General features: G+C 60.0%; 13 protein-coding genes. 3 read left to right on the top strand and 10 right to left on the bottom strand.

Translation table 11 applies throughout. The features are described 5' to 3' along the window. Positions 1 to 169: 169 nt before the first annotated feature. The 3 genes from HXS66_RS10075 to gmk form a co-directional block, all read right to left on the bottom strand. Positions 170 to 2,335: a bifunctional (p)ppGpp synthetase/guanosine-3',5'-bis(diphosphate) 3'-pyrophosphohydrolase gene (locus tag HXS66_RS10075; protein WP_176503487.1), complete on the bottom strand. Its 2,166-nt coding sequence runs from the start codon at positions 2,333 to 2,335 to the stop codon at positions 170 to 172. A 111-nt stretch (positions 2,336 to 2,446) separates the two neighbouring features. Continuing rightward, entirely contained in the window at positions 2,447 to 2,698 is a 252-nt protein-coding gene (gene rpoZ / locus HXS66_RS10070) for a DNA-directed RNA polymerase subunit omega (protein ID WP_077379876.1), read from the bottom strand. A 346-nt stretch (positions 2,699 to 3,044) separates the two neighbouring features. Beyond that, positions 3,045 to 3,701 carry a guanylate kinase gene (gene gmk, locus HXS66_RS10065; protein ID WP_176503486.1) on the bottom strand — a complete coding sequence of 219 codons (657 nt, stop codon included), beginning with the start codon at positions 3,699 to 3,701 and terminating at the stop codon, positions 3,045 to 3,047. A 546-nt stretch (positions 3,702 to 4,247) separates the two neighbouring features. Here gmk and HXS66_RS10060 point away from each other — a divergent pair. Further along, positions 4,248 to 5,435: an MFS transporter gene (locus tag HXS66_RS10060; RefSeq protein WP_077379879.1), complete on the top strand. Its 1,188-nt coding sequence runs from the start codon at positions 4,248 to 4,250 to the stop codon at positions 5,433 to 5,435. A 115-nt stretch (positions 5,436 to 5,550) separates the two neighbouring features. Here the strand turns inward: HXS66_RS10060 and HXS66_RS10055 are convergent, their stop codons facing one another. Then, a complete protein-coding gene (locus tag HXS66_RS10055) occupies positions 5,551 to 6,552 on the bottom strand; it encodes a GlxA family transcriptional regulator (protein ID WP_255303202.1) in 1,002 nt (333 codons plus the stop codon). 294 nt (positions 6,553 to 6,846) lie between these two features. On the opposite strand from HXS66_RS10055, the gene HXS66_RS10050 reads away from it, so the two are divergent. Both HXS66_RS10050 and HXS66_RS10045 read left to right on the top strand, forming a co-directional pair. Then, positions 6,847 to 8,427: a BCCT family transporter gene (locus HXS66_RS10050; RefSeq protein ID WP_176503484.1), complete on the top strand. Its 1,581-nt coding sequence runs from the start codon at positions 6,847 to 6,849 to the stop codon at positions 8,425 to 8,427. A 340-nt stretch (positions 8,428 to 8,767) separates the two neighbouring features. Then, positions 8,768 to 10,348, top strand: coding sequence for a BCCT family transporter (locus HXS66_RS10045; RefSeq protein ID WP_077379885.1), 1,581 nt, complete (start codon positions 8,768 to 8,770; stop codon positions 10,346 to 10,348). 96 nt (positions 10,349 to 10,444) lie between these two features. Here HXS66_RS10045 and HXS66_RS10040 read toward each other — a convergent pair whose 3' ends face one another. From HXS66_RS10040 to HXS66_RS10015, 6 genes are all read right to left on the bottom strand, one after another. After that, positions 10,445 to 10,873 carry an organic hydroperoxide resistance protein gene (locus HXS66_RS10040; RefSeq protein WP_077379887.1) on the bottom strand — a complete coding sequence of 143 codons (429 nt, stop codon included), beginning with the start codon at positions 10,871 to 10,873 and terminating at the stop codon, positions 10,445 to 10,447. A 149-nt stretch (positions 10,874 to 11,022) separates the two neighbouring features. After that, positions 11,023 to 11,868, bottom strand: a complete 846-nt coding sequence (locus HXS66_RS10035; protein WP_176503483.1) for a DUF6339 family protein — start codon at positions 11,866 to 11,868, stop codon at positions 11,023 to 11,025. Beyond that, positions 11,865 to 12,782 (bottom strand): hypothetical protein, encoded by a 918-nt coding sequence (locus HXS66_RS10030; RefSeq protein ID WP_176503482.1) that lies wholly within the window; start codon positions 12,780 to 12,782, stop codon positions 11,865 to 11,867. The genes HXS66_RS10035 and HXS66_RS10030 overlap by 4 nt, the downstream gene beginning before the upstream one ends. Then, positions 12,779 to 14,626 (bottom strand): hypothetical protein, encoded by a 1,848-nt coding sequence (locus tag HXS66_RS10025; protein WP_176503481.1) that lies wholly within the window; start codon positions 14,624 to 14,626, stop codon positions 12,779 to 12,781. Before HXS66_RS10025 ends, HXS66_RS10030 begins: the two co-directional genes overlap by 4 nt. Then, a complete protein-coding gene (locus HXS66_RS10020) occupies positions 14,623 to 15,627 on the bottom strand; it encodes a PD-(D/E)XK motif protein (protein ID WP_176503480.1) in 1,005 nt (334 codons plus the stop codon). The genes HXS66_RS10025 and HXS66_RS10020 overlap by 4 nt, the downstream gene beginning before the upstream one ends. Continuing rightward, the gene (locus tag HXS66_RS10015) at positions 15,620 to 18,241 is read right to left on the bottom strand and encodes a Z1 domain-containing protein (RefSeq protein ID WP_176503479.1); all 2,622 of its coding nucleotides are present in this window, start codon (positions 18,239 to 18,241) and stop codon (positions 15,620 to 15,622) included. Before HXS66_RS10015 ends, HXS66_RS10020 begins: the two co-directional genes overlap by 8 nt. Positions 18,242 to 18,302 lie beyond the last annotated feature (61 nt).

Genomic DNA, 18,302 nt, shown 5'->3' with positions numbered 1-18,302 from the left:
CCAGTTGCCTTGTGACAGTGAATTGCGATTGTGTTTGTGAGTGCGCTGCTCGCCTGTCTCGGCGAGGTGTCGGGCAGAGGCCCGTCGTGTCCATGGACGACCTTGCGGAAGTCCCAAAAACGAAAACCGCGCCGCCCGCCGGTGGCGAACGACGCGGCCTTGAATCCGATCAACTGATGACGCGGGTAATGCGCTCCACGTGCAACAGGTTGCGCATGCGCTTGATGATGCGTGCCAGATGAATGCGATCACGTACCGCCAGGGTCAGATTGACGATGGCCAGGTGTGCGTCGCGCTCCTCGATGCCGATGCGTTCGATATTGGCTTCCGCATCGGTGACGAGTTCGGCCAGCTCGGCGATCAGCCCGCGCTGGGTCTGGGCTTCGATGCGCAGGGCGACGGTGAAGTCGCCTTCGATCTGCTCGGCCCAGGTCAGCGGGAAGACACGCTCCGGATCGCTGGCCAGCTCGGTCAGATTGCTGCATTCCTGACGATGGACCACCAGGCCCTTGCCGGCTGACAGGTGGCCCATGATGGGCTCTCCCGGCAGCGGGTGGCAGCAGCGTGCATAGCTGGTGACCATGCTGTCGCCGCCACTGACCTGCATCGGCCCGATGCCACTGTCCTCCGGCTGGACGTTGCCATCCTTGGCCGAGAACTTGGGCTGCTGTGCCGCGGGACTCATCCTGTCTTTCAGCAGGCTCTGCGCCACGCTGTAGGCGGCGCGGGTACCGAGACCGATGGACTCGAGCAGATCATCACGCCCGCCTTCCAGCTCAAGCTCCGCCGCCAGGGTATCCAGGCGCTGGGGCGGCAGCTGTTCGAGGGTGATGTCCAGGCCGGCGAGTGCCTTGATCAGCAGGCGCTGGCCCAATGCCACGGACTCGCTGCGCTGCTGATGCTTGAGGTAGTGGCGAATGGCGGAACGCGCCTTGGCGGTGGTGACGAAGTTGAGCCACGCCAGATTGGGCTTGGCACCCGGTGCGGTGATGACCTCGACGGTCTGACCGCTCTCCAGTGGCGAGGATAGCGGTGCCAGATGACGATCGATGCGACAGGCGATGCAACTGTTGCCGACATCGGTGTGCACCGCATAGGCGAAATCGACCGCCGTCGCACCGCGCGGCAGCTCCATGATGTCGCCCTTGGGAGTGAACACGTAGGTATCATCGGGGAACAGGTCGTTCTTGACGTGCTCGATGAATTCCAGCGAGTTGCCGGCATGCCGTTGCATCTCGAGCAGGCCGCGTACCCATTCGCGGGCACGTGCGTGGCTGCCGGCGCCGATGGGACGGTCGGTCTGCCCGGCCTTGTACAGCCAGTGGGCCGCGATGCCGTTGTTGGCCATCGCTTCCATCTCGCGGGTGCGGATCTGTACCTCGATGGGCATGCCGTTCATGCCGAACAGCGTGGTGTGCAGACTCTGGTAGCCATTGGCCTTGGGGATCGCGATGTAATCCTTGAAGCGTCCCGGTACCGGCTTGTAGAGATTGTGCACCACGCCGAGGATGCGATAGCAGCTGTCCACGTCATCAGTGATGATGCGGAAGCCGAACACGTCCATCAGTTCATTGAAGGGCTTCTGCTGGTCACGCATCTTGCGGTAGATGGACAGCAGATGCTTCTGACGGCCGATCACCGAGCCGGGCAGCTGATCGCGCTCCAGCGCGTTCTGCAGGCTGGCCTGGATCTCGCGCATCAGGGTACGACGATTGCCTCGCGCGGCGGTGACGGCACGCTTGATGCGTTCGGAGCGCATCGGGTGCAGCGCCTGGAAGGACAGATCTTCCAGTTCGACACGGATGGTGTTGATACCGAGGCGGTTGGCGACGCGGGCGTAGATCTCGAGCGTCTCACGGGCGATGCGCCGCTTCTTCTCGGGGCGCAGGGCACCGAGGGTACGCATGTTGTGGAGACGGTCGGCCAGTTTGACGATGATGACGCGGATGTCCTGGGACATCGCCAGCACCATCTTCTGGAAGTTCTCGGCCTGAGCGACGGCCTTGTCCTCGAAGGTGATCTGGGTCAGCTTCGAGACGCCATCGACCAGCAAGGCCACCGGCTCGCCGAACTGGCCGGCCAGTGCCTCGAAGGTCACGCTGGTGTCTTCGATGACATCGTGCAGCATGGCCGCCATCAGGCTCTGATGGTCCATGTGCATGTTGGCGAGAATGTTCGCCACCGCCAGCGGGTGGGTCACATAGGGTTCACCGGAACGCCTGCGCTGGCCATCGTGGGCCTGCTCGGCGTAATAGAAGGCGCGCCTAACCTGACGGATCTCTTCCTCGGGAAGATAACCGCCCAGGCGGTCTGCCAGGTCATCGATCGTGAACATTCAGCGGCCTTGGCTCAAGGTGGTTCCGGGCCCGCACCCCGCGTGATGGCCATGATGGCGCGACGTTGGAGGTGCGGATCAGCACACGTACAGGAGACGGAGAGCCGGGGCTCAGTCCTCGATCTGCGGCAGCACCGGCTTGCGCTGGATCGGAGCTTCGACCGGCTCATTCAGGATGTCGCGGTTGACCAGACCCGCCGCCACTTCGCGCAGGGCCAGCACGGTCGGCTTGTCGTTTTCCCACGGCAGTTGGGCGTTGCGGCTGCCACGTGACAGCTGACGGGCACGACGAGTGGAGATCATCACCAGCTGGAAGCGGTTGTCGACGTTCTCGAGGCAATCTTCTACGGTTACGCGGGCCATGGCAGTGCACCTTCAATAGCGGGATATTCGGGGGTTCGCTGTCGGCGTGTAATCAGCGCAGAGTGCCGCGACCGCTAGGGGCCGCATACCCTGATCATCTGACAGTATCTCGCACACGACGCAAGCACAATGCCGCTGCGCCAGCCCGCCAGGGGCGAGACAGCGCAGCGGCCAATGATTCTGAAAGGGAATCGAGTCTACTCGACGCCCTTGTGGCGTGACAAGTAGGGCGCTATCCGGTGGCGCGACATGGCGCGCTCTCGGCGGCGTAAGCGACCAGAGCGCGCATGATCAGCACCGTAGGCCGCAACAAGTCCTTGTCATGCCTGGACTTCGTGCACGGACGTCATCCGGCGAGCAGGGAGTCCAGCAATGCGGCATGGCGCGCCTGGACGCGCGGGCGGCGTGCGCGCTCGGCGGTGATCAGACTGCACAGCTCGTCCAATGCCTGAGTAAAATCATCGTTGATGATGATCAGGTCGTATTCGTCGTAGTGGGACATCTCGCTGACGGCGTCACGCATGCGCCGGGCGATGACGTCTTCCCCATCGGTACCGCGGCCGGACAGACGCTCGAGCAGCGCTTCACGCGACGGCGGCAGGATGAAGATGGAGACGGCTTCCGGCACCTGGGCGCGTACCTGCTGGGCGCCTTGCCAGTCGATCTCGAGTATGACGTCCTCGCCCTTGCTCAAGCGAGCTTCGACCGCCGGACGCGAGGTGCCATAGAAGTTGTCGAAGACCTGGGCGTGCTCGAAGAAGTCGCCCTGCTCGATCATCGTCTTGAAGTGATCGACATCCACGAAGTGGTAGTTGACGGCATCCTGCTCGCCCGGGCGCTGGCCGCGGGTGGTGTGCGAGACGGATACGCCGATGCCGTCCATGCGTTCCAGCAATGCCTTGACCAGTGTGGTCTTGCCGGCGCCGGAGGGCGCGGAAATGATGTAGAGAGTGCCACGGGCGTTGCTGGCGGCAGTGGAGGGTGCTGATGATGTCGAAGACATGGAAGGGATCCGCTTGCTGTCGCTGAATCGGCGCATTATCGCACACTCACCCCTGCTTGGGCTGCAGGCAGACATGACGGTGTCATGTACCGATGTTGCACTTCCGGCACCACAGTTGTCGTGATGAATCGGTTGGGCCGGCGTGGCGTTATCTGCAACAATGGTCGTATATTTCATTGATCGCTCAAGCATCGGCCAGCCCCCGAGTCGGCTCGGCCCCATGAGGGATCGCACGGTTTGCTGACGCCTCGCCCAAGGCAACTTGAGGGGGGGTGCCACAATACCGTATGCCAGACGATAGAGCAGCGCCATGACGTGCAGCAGGTGTCCAAGAGAGACGCCACGCACGAGCGCATCACCTGTTACCTGTCCCGCGCGCCATTCATTCCCGCCTTCCTGGCAGATGATGAATGGCGCGCGGTCTTTTGCCTTGCGTAGCGCCAGCCATGCGCAGGCAATGCCATCCGTGGCCTGCACCTGTCAGCGGTGCTGCGGCTGAGCACGGACACGGGTGATATCCCCTTTCAAGTTTCAGGAGACCCGGACATGTCTGCCTCCCCCGTTGCGCGCCATCCGCGCATCGCCGAACTGGCGCTGGCACTCGGTGCCTTTGCCATCGGCACTACCGAATTCGTGATCATGGGGCTGATGCCCAACATCGCCGCGGACTTTCAGGTGTCATCCCAGCAGGTCGGCTATGCCATCAGCGCCTATGCGATGGGGGTGGTGGTCGGAGCTCCGCTGATCTCGGCGCTTGGCGCACGCCTGCCGCGGCGTGGCCTGTTGATTGGCCTGATGCTGCTGTTCGCGCTCAGCAACGTGGCCAGCCTGATGGCCCCCTCACTGACCAGCTTCGCCGCGCTGCGCTTCATCGCGGGGCTGCCGCATGGCGTCTATCTGGGGGTGGCCGCACTGGTGGCGGCGGATGCTGCTCCCGCCGGCGAGCGTGGCCGTGCCGTCGGGCGCGTGATGATGGGGCTCACGGTGGCGATTCTCATCGGGGCGCCAGCGGCGACCTGGTTCGGCAGTCTGTTCGGTTGGCATTCCGCGTTCCTCCTCGTCGGCCTGCTGGCGCTGGCGACGGCCGTGCTGGTGCGTGGTTTCGTGCCCTATCAGGCAGGCAATCAGAACGCGACGCCGCTGACCGAGCTGGCCGCGCTGATCAAGCCGCGGGTGCTCTATACCCTTGGCATCGCCTGCATCGGTTTCGGCGGCATGTTCAGTGTCTACAGCTATGCGGTGGAGACGCTCAACGTCCAGGCCGGACTGTCCCAGAATCTGGTGCCGATGGTGCTGGCCGTCTTCGGGGTAGGCACCATCATCGGCAACCTGATCGGCAGCCGTGCTGCGGACATCGACCTGATGCGCACCATTCCTGCCGTGCTGATCTGGAGCGCGCTGGTACAGGGTGGCTTCTACTTCGCCGCCGACGGTGTCTGGAGCGGTATCCTGTTCGTCGGACTGGTCGGCACGGGCATCGGTCTGGCACCGGCGCTGCAGATGCGCCTGATGGATGTGGCGGAAGATGCCCAGACCATGGCGGCGACCCTCAATCATGCGGCCTTCAACATCGCCAATGCGCTGGGCGCCTGGTGTGGTGGCCTGGCCTTCGCGTATGGCCCGTCCCACTCCTCCATCGGCCTGGTCGGGGTGGCCATGGCCATCGCCGGCTTGATCGTCTTCCTGCTCGGGCAGCGCCATGAGCGCCGCGAGCTGCAGACGGCCTCCGCCTGATGTGGGCATGAAGCGAGGCCGTGAAAGCCCCGTGAGCACAAGACGTCGCAACGCAGAACGCCGCCCTTCGGGGCGGCGTTCTGCGTTTCTGGGGCTCATCAGTGGCAAGGGACTGTCAGCATCTCTGGCGAGCGCGCGTCGGTGACATGCCGAAGTAATCCCGAAAGCAGTGACTGAAATGTGTGGTGCTGACGAAGCCGCAGGCCACGGTGACATCGGTGATGCTGGCATTGCCCTGGGTCAGCAGCTGGCGGGCGCGTGTCAGGCGCATCTCCAGATAATGGCGAGATGGCGTGGTATCCAGATGTCGCGTGAAAAGCCGCTCTATCTGGCGCCGCGACAGGGAGACGCAGTGCGAGATGTCGGTCATGCTCAGCGGCTCCTCGAGGTTGCTGCTCATCAACTCCAGGATGGAGCGCAGTGCCTCGGGAAGGTGACTGTCCGGTGCGGGCAGCGTCTGCTCGACATGCCACGGACTGGGCGTGGCCGGGCGCTCGCAGGCCAGAATCTCCTCGACGCTGCGCGCCAGATCCTCTCCGTGACGCTGACGCATGCCTTCCAGCATCATGTCCAGCGCACTGGCGGCGCTGGCGCTGCTGAGACGCGCTTCCTCGACGACCAGCGGGGCTCGGGACAGCTCGAGCGCGGGGAAGGTCTCGCTGAACAGCGCCGCGTTCTCGGGGTGAATGGTGCAACGATGGCCCTCCATCACCCCGGCCGAGGCCAGGAAGTAGCTGCCGTTCCACAGACTGCCCAGGCGACAGCCCTGCTGGGCGGCACGGCGCAGCAGCTCGTTGAGCTTCGGGATCTCTTCCAGCATCACGCGATAGCCTCCGCACACGATCAGCAGATCGCACTGGGCGGGGTCCAGCTCGGCAAGCGTCAGGCCGGGCATGATGTCGATGCCCAGATCGCTGCGTACGCTGCCATCGTTCAGGCCACAGGTGTGCAGGCGATAGAAGGGATCGTCACGGAGCAGATTGGCAGTCACCAGCGCATCCAGCCCGGAGGTGAAGGCGGGGAGGGAGAAGTGCTCCAGCAGCACGAAGGCCACATCGAGCGGTGCGCTCCGGGAGCAGGTCACGTCCTGAAGCAGACGCTGGTTGCGCAGTTTCATCGAGGGGGTGAAATCACGGCGGCGAGGCGATGTCATGGTATCGAGGGAGCACTATCGCGGATGAAGGAGGGGGCGGGGCAGGCAATGCCTCACGTGTCAGCTTCATCCTCTCAGGAGTTGGCAGGCACGGCGAGTGGTAATCCGGTGTCCTTGTGTTGGGCAGAATGTAATGCCGCTGTGGGCTTAGTGATACTTCGCGTAACACAGCAGTAAAATCATGGACTTGTCACAGCGATGCCAAGGGTGTGGCTGATAGACTGCCCGGCTAATCAGACCATGCCCAGAGGCAGATAAATGACGGATACCACCCGGACCCTTTCGTCCGGCGCCGCAACTTCAGCAGCCCCTACCCCTGTTTCCCGCGCTTCCTCCCGGGGCCTCGACTGGCCCGTCTTCCTCCTCAGCGGTGGCGTGATGGCGGTGTTCGTGATCGCCGCACTGGTCAATCTCGAGGGCGTCTCGTCGCTCATCCAGCATGCCTTCGATCTCTCGACCGCCTACTTCGGTGCCTATTGGCAGGCGCTGATGATCGCCACCTTCCTTGTCGCCATCGGCATGACGTTCGGTCGCACGGGACGGGTGGTGCTGGGTGGCCTGGACGCGCCGGACATTTCCACGCCGCGCTGGATGGCGACCATCCTGTGCACGTTGCTGGCGGGGGGCGGCGTCTTCTGGGCCGCGGCGGAGCCGATCGCCCACTTCACCTCGCCGCCACCGGTGTTCGGCCCGGACGCCGCCGCGGGCAATCTCGATGCTGCCTACAACGCGCTGGCGCAGAGCTTCATGCACTGGGGATTTCTCGGCTGGGCGGTTCTGGGAAGCCTGACCGGCGTGGTATTCATGCATCTCCACTATGAGAAGGGCCTGCCGCTCAAGCCGCGCACGCTGCTCTATCCGCTGTTCGGCGACCGGGTGATGCGTGGACCTGCGGGAGCGCTGGTGGATGCCTGCTGCGTGCTGGCGGTCATCGCGGGCACCGTGGGGCCAGTGGGCTTTCTCGGCATCCAGCTCAGCTTCGGGCTCAACGCGCTGTTCGGCATTCCCGACACCTACACGACGCAACTGGTGCTGTTGGCCATGTTGACCGCCGTCTACACCCTGTCAGCGGTGAGTGGTGTCATGCGCGGCATTCAATTCCTGAGCAGCGCCAATGTGCTGATCGGCGGCGCGATGTTGCTGTTCATCCTGATCATGGGACCGACGGAATTCCTGCTCAAGGCCTTCCCGCTGGGCATGGTGGACTACCTGAAACACATCGCGCCGATGGCGGTCTTTCGCGCGGACACTGGGTGGCTGAACAGCTGGACGCTGTTCTTCTGGGGCTGGTTCATCGGTTTCGGGCCCCTGATGGCGATGCTGGTCGCGCGTATCTCGCGGGGCCGCACGCTGCGCCAGATGGTGTGGCTGATCACTCTCCTGTCGCCGCTGGCGACCTGCGTGTGGTTCACCATTCTCGGTGGCAGCGGCCTGGCCTTCGAGCTGGCCGATCCCGGCAGCGTGTCCGGCCCGTTTACCGGCTTCAACCTGTCGGCGGCCTTGATCGCCATCACCCAGCAGCTGCCGTTCGGTTTCATCATGTCCGTGATGTTCCTGATTCTGTCGGCATTGTTCGTGGCCACCACTGGCGACTCGATGACGTATGCCATCTCGATGGTGATGAGTGGGCACGACGACCCGCCACGCAGCGTGCGCGTGTTCTGGAGTCTGATCATGGGCGTGGTGGCAGCCTTGCTGATCTCGATGGGCGATGGTGGCATCAATGCGCTGCAATCCTTCATCGTCGTCACCGCCGTGCCGGTCTCGCTGATCCTGTTGCCGAGCCTGTGGAATGCGCCCGGCATCGCGCGCAGGATGGCCCACGAGCAAGGACTCTGATTCATCCTCATGACTCATCCGATATGACTTTGGCTGACATGATTCGCCCGGCATGATTCGTCCGGCAGGATGGGCAGGGCCATGTCATCCGATGACGAGAAAGAAGACGCTGCCCTCCAGGGCGGCGTCTTCATGAGGAGAGGGACTGAGGGCACAAGCGGCGCGAAGGGGCACGACTCGAAAGATGCGTCATGTTACGGCGCGCCAAGAATGTAAAACGGCTGTAGGCTTGATGATACGTCGCGTTACATAGGTGTAAAAACAACCGCTTATCGCCTATTTCCTCCTGTCTCGACTGATACACTGCACCGTCACTCAGATCATGCCCAGAGGCTGACTAATGACGGATTCTTCCCGGACTGTTTCGTCCGGCTCCGCCACACCGGTAACTCCCCCCGCTGATTCCGCACACTCCCCGCAAGGTATCGACTGGCCTGTCTTCATCATCAGTGGTGGCGTGCTGGCGCTGTTCGCCATCGCCGCACTGGTCGATCTCGACGGTGTCTCCGCGCTCATCCAGAGTGCCTTCGGTGTCTCGACCCACTACTTCGGTGCCTACTGGCAAGCGCTGATGCTGGCGACCTTCGTCATCGCCATCGTGCTGACCATCGGCCGCACCGGACGGGTGCGCATGGGCGGACTCGCCGCGCCGGATATCTCGACGCTGCGCTGGATGGCCATCATCCTGTGCACGCTGCTGGCGGGCGGTGGTGTCTTCTGGGCAGCGGCCGAGCCGATCGCTCACTTCACCTCGCCGCCGCCGGTGTTCGGCGCCGATGCCCCGACGGGCAACGCCGATGCCGCCTACAACGCGCTGGCGCAGAGCTTCATGCACTGGGGCTTCCTGGCCTGGGCGATGCTCGGCAGCCTGACCGGCATCATCTTCATGTACCTGCACTACGAGAAGGGTCTGCCGCTCAAGCCGCGCACGCTGCTCTACCCGCTGTTCGGCGACCGCGTCATGCGTGGCCCCGTCGGCGCGCTGGTGGATGCCTGCTGCGTGCTGGCGGTGGTCGCCGGTACCGTCGGCCCCATCGGCTTCCTCGGCCTGCAGGTCAGCTATGGCCTCAATGCGCTGTTCGGCATTCCCGATACCTACGCGACCCAGCTCACCCTGCTGCTCGTGCTGACTGTCATCTACACCCTGTCAGCGGTGAGCGGCGTGACCCGTGGCATCCAGTTCCTGAGCAGCACCAACGTCCTGCTCGGCGGCGCGCTGTTGCTGTTCATCCTGATCATGGGCCCGACCGGCTTCCTGCTGGATGCCTTCCCGCAAGGGCTGGTGCGCTACGTCGGCGACTTCGTCTCCATGTCCACCTTCCGTGCTGACGATGGCTGGCTGAATGGCTGGACGCTGTTCTTCTGGGGCTGGTTCATCGGCTATGGTCCGCTGATGGCGATGTTCGTCGCGCGCATCTCGCGTGGCCGTACCCTGCGTCAGATGGTGCTGTTGATCGCGGTCATCTCGCCGCTGGTCACCTGCCTGTGGTTCACCATCATCGGTGGCAGCGGTCTCGCCTTCGAGCTGAGCAACCCGGGCAGCGTCTCCGGCCCGTTCACCGGCTTCAACCTGCCGGCAGCGCTGATCGCCATCACCCAGCAACTGCCGTTCGGCTTCACCATCTCGGTATTGTTCCTGGTGCTGACCACGCTGTTCGTCGCCACCACCGGTGACTCGATGACCTACGCCGTCTCGATGGTGATGAGCGGCCACGACAATCCGCCGCGCGGCGTGCGCGTGTTCTGGAGCCTGATGATGGGCGTGGTCGCGGCGCTGCTGATCTCGATGGGCGATGGCGGCATCAATGCGCTGCAATCCTTCATCGTCGTCACCGCCGTGCCGGTGTCACTGATTCTGCTGCCCAGCCTGTGGAACGCTCCGCTGATTGCCCGCCGCATGGCGCGTGAGCAGGGCGTCTGATCGGCTCGCATGCTCGAGAGCAATGAGCGTGTCGCACCATCAAAAACGCCGCCCCGAGGGGCGGCGTTTTCGTGTCTGGCGATCAGTCGCCAGTCATCACACGCTGACGTTCAGCGTCACATCGATGTTGCCACGCGTCGCGTTGGAGTAAGGGCACACCTGGTGCGCCTTCTCGACCAGCGCATCCGCCTCGGACTTGTCCATGCCCGGCAGGCTGATATCTAGCGCCACCTCGATACCGAAACCGGCCGGAATCTGGCCGATACCCACCTTGCCGGTGATCTCCAGGCCTTCCGGCAGCGTCACGCCGTCAGTGCTGGCCACGTGCTTCATGGCACCGATGAAGCAGGCAGAGTAACCCGCCGCGAACAGCTGCTCCGGGTTGGTGCCTTCACCGCCACCACCACCCAGCTCCTTCGGCGTGCTCAGGGTGACATCCAGCGCACCATCGGAAGAACGCGACTTGCCCTCACGACCCCCAGTGGTAGTGGCTTCTGCACGGTACAGCACTTGTTCGATAGACATGCCTGACTCCTTGAGCGGAAAAGCCCTCAGTCGAGGGATGCAGACAAGATTGTGGCTGTGGGGCAGAGTTTCAATTGCCTTCAATGAGGGCGAGTCTTGATGCTGCCTGTTTTGGGCAATGATTCCAGGTGCATCTACGTGCGCATGAATCACCTGGAGAGTGTCTGGCCCAAACTGTCAGAGGCAGAGAATTGTTCATCCTCTGCCTTCATGGCATCCGTATCAGTAGCAATTTCCGAGGAGGCTTGGGTGAATGCGGAATTGATCTCCGCTGTCAGGGCTTCTTCGGGAAGATAGGAAAGGTCAATGACTTGATTGCGTAGCCTGATCAATTTGGTGGCATGACGCATGACTTTCTCCATCCTGCCACGCCCGATCCGGTCAGCTGCTGCTTCCCAGGCTATTGCAATGGCGCGAGCCAGGCGAGCATTGCTGGCAATCGATGCTCGCTCGAAGATCTGTACCATGGCATCTTCGCTCAGGATTCCCAGCAGGTGCCAGCGTTTTTCGTATTCCGGCCCCAGGTCAAGTGTACGCCCGCGTACCCATAGGCGTTGGAACGTATTGCGGACACCACCGGCAAAACGTGCTTTCTGTGCGACTGAATAACGCCAGATGGTGAATTCCTGAAGTAATACGCAGGACATGAATGCCCACACATCGTCGCGTAGCAACTCTCCACCACCTAGGTCCGGGTGTTGACCGAAATAGGCAGCCACTTGCGTATCAAAAGAAGCTCGCTTGTGGTCGGTCGCTGGAGCGGGATAACCGCAATCGTGTGCGATATCACTGACCTTGCCCATGATCTCTTCTACCAGGGCCCGGTCAACCGAGCCACCGCTGGCTGCATACCAGATGTGTGCCTCATAAGCCTTGAGGCGGTGGTCCAGGCTGACCCCCGGCTCCAGATATCCATCGGTCTGGTCTTGCAGACTGGAAAGGCATTTTTCCACACCTAGCGGCGACAGCCGAGGTAGCAGTTTTATTCCCGTCATTCGGCATCTCCCATATCAGCTATCGAGATGAGTGCAGCATGAAAGGCACCGGGTGTAGTTGTCATCAAGCCATGGACATCCTCTGCAGACATGCCCGGGAAGGCAAGTTCCAGCCAGCTCGTGATCTGACAGCCTACCGACCCTTCCTCGCAGTCTTTCAGGATGTCCCATGTCTCTTCATCCTCAAGTGCTGCACGGCACATCTGGATCATCACGTCACCAAGCATGGCTTGCAACGTCGAGGAGTCTCCCTTCGAGACGCGCTCTGCGAAAATCTCGTGATCGGCATTCACGTACAGGCGAACGCTACCGGTAAAATCGGCTTCGGGTGACACCGGTCGCATATGCAAATACCAGGGGGCGTCCACCTGCCTCTGACCATGAAACGTTTGCTTGAAGGACAGCACTTCCATAGGGAATCGGGCATCGCCGCCATCTTCCAGATGCAAGTTGGTACTGTTTGACCATAACCGAGAGCCAGCGACCCGAGGAGCCAACGGGTTGTCACTCGCAAGGCTCTCGGCAAGCAGGATTTCAAGGCGTACCATCAGTCTCCCGCTCAGGTCACGGCTATCTATGGGAAGGCTGATGGTCATTGGCTCCGTCAGCGGAGCTTCTATCACTTTCTCGAAGACTGGCTCCAGGCGTCGTGAGAAACGGCCGCTACCAGTACCGATATTGACCACGATTGCCAGCTTGAGATCTACTCCTTCAGTCGCCCCAAGGGCTTTTGCCGCAGCATCGAAATCCAGATCCAGCTGAGCATCCAGCTGCAGATCTCTTGCATAATCCCAGGCATCCAGTTGCATCGATATCGGGAAGAGTGGATCACCCGGGTCGCCGATCAGCCATTGATCGAAGCCCACGACATCATCGGGAAGCGTCAGGAAAGGGAGTGCGTAGCTTCTGCTCATGCCTCATCTCCTTTCCAGAAGGTGAACTTGACGCTGGCCGCAACGTCTTCTGGCATGGCCACGCGACAGGTCACGATGCCTCCCTGGCTGCCGATACTGAGCTGGTCGGGATGTGCCTCCCCATCTTGGAGCCTGATATCGAGCAGTGAAACCTCGTAGCCCGCCGGGAGATCAGAGGCGTCTTCAAGCGATCCATCAATGACGAGCTGGGGGGCTGCATGAAGACGCATTCCCGGGTCACTTCCATCGTTGCTGAGGTCTGCTTCGAACACTGCCACAAGCTGGTTATCGATCTGGTCGAGCTTAACGAAGCGTGGCGCTGATATGGAGATCTTCTTGCGTTTACCACCGCCCCCTCCGCTTGCGCGGCGACCCGGCCCTTTGCTCGATGTCTGGCCAAGTAGCTTGCCAAGCTTCGTCGCCGTTCCGGCTACCGATGGCCCTTTCTGTCTTGAGCTTATGGCAAGAGATTTGGGCTGTGCATATGTCTGTGCTTCCTGCCTTATCTCTCGCAATGCGACGTTGACCAAGGTCTTTTCGCGACCTTTAGGCAGCATGTCCGGAATCCAGTCATCATGTGCTGGTGGCTCTGCATCGGCAAAGGCACGCTCGATGTCAGGTTTATCGGAACATATGAAGACACCAGCCCACTCAACGCGATCACTTGGATAGGCTTCGCCGGGCAAGTAACGAACGACAAGTTCAACCGGACGCATCAATGCGATATGAGCCGAATGGCTTGGTATCAGGCTACCTTCTTTTTGTGCAATTCCATCACGAGGCGAACGCAGGCCATGGACAATTGCAAGGTTGCCCAGCTTTGCCTTGTAACGAAGGCTCTCCACCGGCTTGCCTTCTCCCGCGCGGGCCTTGGCAAGAGCTTTTGAGTAAAGGTCGAGTGGGGGAAACTCCTCGGGAGCTGGAATCGGAATCTCCCTCCCTTCGACTTCGAGAGTGATACTGATCTTTCGGTCTGCAGGTGTCGTTGCGCACATTCTTGGCCAGAAGTTCCAGAGAACGGACTCGACGAGGTCAGAAGAGAGTTCGGCATCCTCATCAATGTGTGGTGCGATGATGGCGATAGTCGTTCCCGTGCGTGCCTTATCCCTCGCGGGAAAACCGAGCGCATTCGCCAGCTGGGTCGCTTCCTCTCCTTCTACTGGATCGACACCGCCGTCGCCATCCTCGCGCCCCCACCAGTGCCGCCCGGTATAGCGTTTCGGTGCCCCTTCGTGGTCATCCTGGTACGCGTTGCCAAGATGGCAGCCCATGACTCGTCGTACTGGTTGCCCGGCACAGGTCGTCTGGCTGTCCACGATGATCGTGGAGCATCCGCTCAATGCATATAGCGAGGTTTTCCCATAGCCGTAGGTTCCGCCACCTAGATTGGTGTCGCGGGCTGCTCCGACGTTGCGAAAGAAGTTCACGAAGTCAGGATCTTCTACTTCAGATATCTCATCTGCCCGTGTCGGGCCAGCCAGGCCACTTGTATTGAAATCGGCAATTTCGAAAATACCGAGGCGGCTACCGAGCAGTGCGGTATTGGAAGATCGTATTTCAGTATCTTCCGAAACCTGTGTCTGTGGCTCGCTCAAGCCGGGGGGAAGCTCCGGGAATGCCAGCGCCTTGAATTGCTCCAGTTCACCACCGTGAAGAACACGATACCGAAGCTTCACCTCAACTGAATTCCCATCGGGAGCTGCATCCACTGAGTTCTGTAGAGCCTCACGTATGACCGTCTGAAGGAGGCCCAGGGCCGGACGCCCGAGCAGACGTCGGAAACCTTCACCTGCAATATTTCCGGTCCTTGCAAAGGGTTCGCTGAATAGTGTCAACGGCGTCATGGCACAAATCTCCGGAGCATTTCTCGGCTGGTGACATCGTTCAATCGGTACTCTCTTGCATGAGAAAGGTCGATCCCGTATTCCAGGCTGACGATCCCGCCAGGTAACTCATCATCAGGGAACGACGATGACACGATACGGGGAAAGCCCCCCGTGACGGCGTAAAAGTCCATGCCTTCAAACGAGAAGGTCATGGCGTTCCAGTCATCGCCCTGCGGCTCACGACACCCCATGGCAGAAAGGCGCTTGTCCAGGGTGGGCTCATCAGCTCCCAGCTCGATGATGCGTTTCCTCAAGCTGGCAATGGACAGGTTGCCACGATCTGTCCGCTCTATTCGCAGATGAGCGAGGAAAAGCTCTGCGCCTTCAGGCTCGAGCAGCTGCTCCGATCCATGAATCTGTACTCGTGAAGCATCGGCTCTGGTTGATGTCTTTACTTCCAGGGCAAGAGGCCCATGGCGGAAATCGTGCCGCTGGCCCAGCGGCCCCATCCATGCTGATACCGCCTCTGGATTGTCTGCACTCAGCCTTTCGAGTATGACCAGCTCACCGATAAGACCTGCCAACTCGCCTGGAGAAACTTCAGTACGAGGGGTGATGGCCAGCAGCTTGCGAAAATCCTCGATGGTGCCCTGAACGGCTGTCTCTGGAGCATCTCCGGTTTCGATTCGCTTGAGAATCTCTTCTGCGAGCTCAGCAAAGACATTGGCGAGACGAGGCTCTTTCAATATCAGATCGAGAAAGTGAATCCCCTTTCCGCCACTGCGATAGAAGGCGCGCCCTACCTTGAGATTGCAGTTGTCTGCCGATATGGTCTCTTTCCCCGGGCGCCCGATGGGGATGAGCAGGCGGGGTTCGCCCACAGGCCCAGTCGCAATACGAACCATACCGAATCCTGTCGAGACATCCGTTGGTCGACTGGGAATCTCTAGGATACCGTCACCTTTACCGCTCTTTCGGATCAAGTCCCATTCAAGCGCAAGTTCAAGTGATTCAGGCATTTGCGTCTTCCGGTTCAATCTCTTCCAGCTCGTCGCTTCCTACTTCAGTGTCTTCAACGGATTGGCTATCAATATCTACCGAGAAATAATTTCCGGAACGATCCTTCTGCCCGGGGAAGACGATACCGAAGCCAACCAGATCAGATACTGCATCCAAGGCCGTTCTGTTTGTCTTTTTCTCATCAGCGTTGTTTTTTGTGCTAGATGCCGGTGAAGATAGCGCATCGATGAGATAGATAAGCAGCAAGGGCTTCTCAGGCCGACAGGCCTTGTAGCTGGCCCAATCATGCTTGTCTTTAGAAGGGTTCTTGGCATCAATGAGAATATCGGCCTTTGACATCAATGCCTTGATATCAGCGTAGTGCGATGAGGAACCTTTCAACTTGGAGCGGCGAATGGTCGGTACCTTGCCCATATCCCCCAATGCGCGACGTGATTCAGTCGAAGAGTTGGTGCTGATGATCCCTACATTCCATCTCTGCAAATCAGATTTGGCCTCATCGAGGTATCTGATGAGATGGGGCTTCTTCAGGTCCATGTGTTCTTCGGATATGTCGGTGTCACGGATGAAGCTGCGAACTGCTGACAATGGTACATCTTCGAAGAGAGTGCCACGTGACTCCTCGCTACCGGGGCCGCTCTTGAGGACTTCATTCACCAGCCTGGACGCTGCATCCCAGTTGTTGCCGACAATGTCGCTGTCACGGTGATTGAAGCGAATAGTCTGAACATGCTTGCCCGAAAAGCTCATGCTCGTCGCGAAGGCATGCTTCATCTTGGTTGCTGAGGTGATTGCCATGCCTGGAATGGCACGTACCTTGACGGCAAGTTCACGAGGTGTGAGGTCATTTTCCCGATAGAGAGCGATATCCTCTCGAATCTCTTCTTCGATGACGGCAAGTGACCTGAACTTGGAAGCAAGATCATCGGTTGTCCATAACCGTGGGAGGTCTTCGTAACCATGGCGATAACCAAACCACCGCCCCATCTGAAGCAGGGTGTCGTATTGCTTGGTGGTTCTCAGGAAGAATGAGACGCTCAGCCCTTCGATCGTCAGTCCTCGTGCGAGAACCGTCCCGCCCACAACGATACAGGTGACCGGCCCTTGGGTGTAATCAAGGCGCAGGCCGTCTTCCGTTTCGCCGTTCTCGACCGGATATGTCAGCTGATCGAGCACTGCCGGGAGATGCTCTCTTACTACTTCAAAGCTCTCGGTGGTAGCTCTTCCGGTGCCGGTAGCAGAGCTCTTCTTCTCAATCTCAAATACTTCGTGAAGTTGATCGAAGGCAGTACCTGCTCCGCTCAGGAGCTCTTCTCGACGTGCTTCAACCCACGATCTGATAAGCTCAGACATGTATTCATGTTGAGCCACGAATTGGGATGAGTGGACGAGCATGGACATATGCTTGTCATGCTGGCCGCGTGCCCTGCGAATCGCACAGCTCGCCAGGAACCACAGGATCGCTCGCTCCAGAGAAGGAGTCATCGATGGGCGGAAAACCCCTTTGTTCTTTGGCGATGTCGGACGGAGCAGTTCAGGTTCATCCTCAGCGAGGATACGGATCATGTCGCGTTCCTGGGAGTCCTCGTCATCACTGTCGCCGCCGAACACCTCGCGTGCACCGAAATACGCATCAGGGCGTTTCAGGGCTGTGATGAAATCACGAGGATAAAGGTCATCCAGTTCTTCACCGTTGTCATAGGGGTAAGGGTTGATGAAGACATTGGCGAATGGTGTAGCGGTATAGCCTACATAGCTGACTGCTGGCAGGGTTTGGAGAGCTCGGCGGAGATGCTCATTGATCTTCGAGATATCGAATTCACCGCGGGCTGAGTTGACCGATGCCTGGTCACACTCATCATCGATCATCAGTACCTTGAGCTTCTTCATGATGGCAGCTGGAGTACGGCTGATCGTCTTCCTCAGCTGCATCAGACGACTACCTTCCTTCTTCATGACGATCAATTGCGCATGCCCAGCCGTGGGCATGATGAAACCGCCATTCGGGGGCTGCACGAAATCCATGTCGCTGGTCGTATATAGTTGCCAGAGATTTCTGTGACGAAGCACATCCTGTTCGAAGCGATCCTGGGTCTGTTTTCTGAGCTTGTTGGTCACGCCGCCCAGTACGATGACCAGGTTGTATCCGGCATCCACAGCCTTTGCCATCACGGCTGTCATGTTTGCGGTCTTACCTGACTGGACATAGCCGACCACCAGTCCTCGGCAGGCGAATCTCCCCTCTTGGGGGTTACCCAGGAGAGACACGACTTCTGAAGAAGCGTCGCTCAGGGAGGCGATCGTATCTTCACCCCACCCCTTGGTCTTGAGGAATTCATGCAGAGCCGGCCAGTGGCGATCACCTCTTGACGGACCCTTGTACCACTCCGGTCGTTTATCGATGATCGAGAAGGGGCGCAGGATTTCCACGTCCTGCAATTCGCCACGTACCAGCTCCACTGCTGCAGCCAGGTCCGCTTTCATCTCATCGCTGAAGGGTACCATCAAGGACAGCTCAGACTGGATCGCGTCTGCGGTCTCTTCCAAGGTGCCGTAGTTCACATGTCTTTGTCGTACTTGTGTCGCGAAGCTCAGGATCTGCGGAGTCGTCATCTATAAGGCCCATTTGGAATCGTTTTTTTAGAATAGCCTTATGTAAAGATGAATTTCAAAC

This window comes from Cobetia sp. 5-11-6-3 (assembly GCF_013374055.1).
Classification (GTDB): Bacteria; Pseudomonadota; Gammaproteobacteria; order Pseudomonadales; family Halomonadaceae; genus Cobetia; species Cobetia marina.
This window is presented reverse-complemented; position numbering and strand designations above follow the sequence as displayed.

Bases quoted from the DNA above. Each gene is read 5' to 3' on its own strand.
- HXS66_RS10025 (WP_176503481.1), bottom strand. From the start codon at position 14,626: ATGACGCCGTTGACACTATTCAGCGAACCCTTTGCAAGGACCGGAAAT.
- gmk (WP_176503486.1), bottom strand. From the start codon at position 3,701: ATGTCTTCGACATCATCAGCACCCTCCACTGCCGCCAGCAACGCCCGT.
- rpoZ (WP_077379876.1), bottom strand. From the start codon at position 2,698: ATGGCCCGCGTAACCGTAGAAGATTGCCTCGAGAACGTCGACAACCGC.
- HXS66_RS10050 (WP_176503484.1), top strand. From the start codon at position 6,847: ATGACGGATACCACCCGGACCCTTTCGTCCGGCGCCGCAACTTCAGCA.
- HXS66_RS10055 (WP_255303202.1), bottom strand. From the start codon at position 6,552: ATGAAACTGCGCAACCAGCGTCTGCTTCAGGACGTGACCTGCTCCCGG.
- HXS66_RS10030 (WP_176503482.1), bottom strand. From the start codon at position 12,782: ATGAGCAGAAGCTACGCACTCCCTTTCCTGACGCTTCCCGATGATGTC.
- HXS66_RS10035 (WP_176503483.1), bottom strand. From the start codon at position 11,868: ATGACGGGAATAAAACTGCTACCTCGGCTGTCGCCGCTAGGTGTGGAA.
- HXS66_RS10020 (WP_176503480.1), bottom strand. From the start codon at position 15,627: ATGCCTGAATCACTTGAACTTGCGCTTGAATGGGACTTGATCCGAAAG.
- HXS66_RS10040 (WP_077379887.1), bottom strand. From the start codon at position 10,873: ATGTCTATCGAACAAGTGCTGTACCGTGCAGAAGCCACTACCACTGGG.
- HXS66_RS10075 (WP_176503487.1), bottom strand. From the start codon at position 2,335: ATGTTCACGATCGATGACCTGGCAGACCGCCTGGGCGGTTATCTTCCC.
- HXS66_RS10015 (WP_176503479.1), bottom strand. From the start codon at position 18,241: ATGACGACTCCGCAGATCCTGAGCTTCGCGACACAAGTACGACAAAGA.
- HXS66_RS10045 (WP_077379885.1), top strand. From the start codon at position 8,768: ATGACGGATTCTTCCCGGACTGTTTCGTCCGGCTCCGCCACACCGGTA.
- HXS66_RS10060 (WP_077379879.1), top strand. From the start codon at position 4,248: ATGTCTGCCTCCCCCGTTGCGCGCCATCCGCGCATCGCCGAACTGGCG.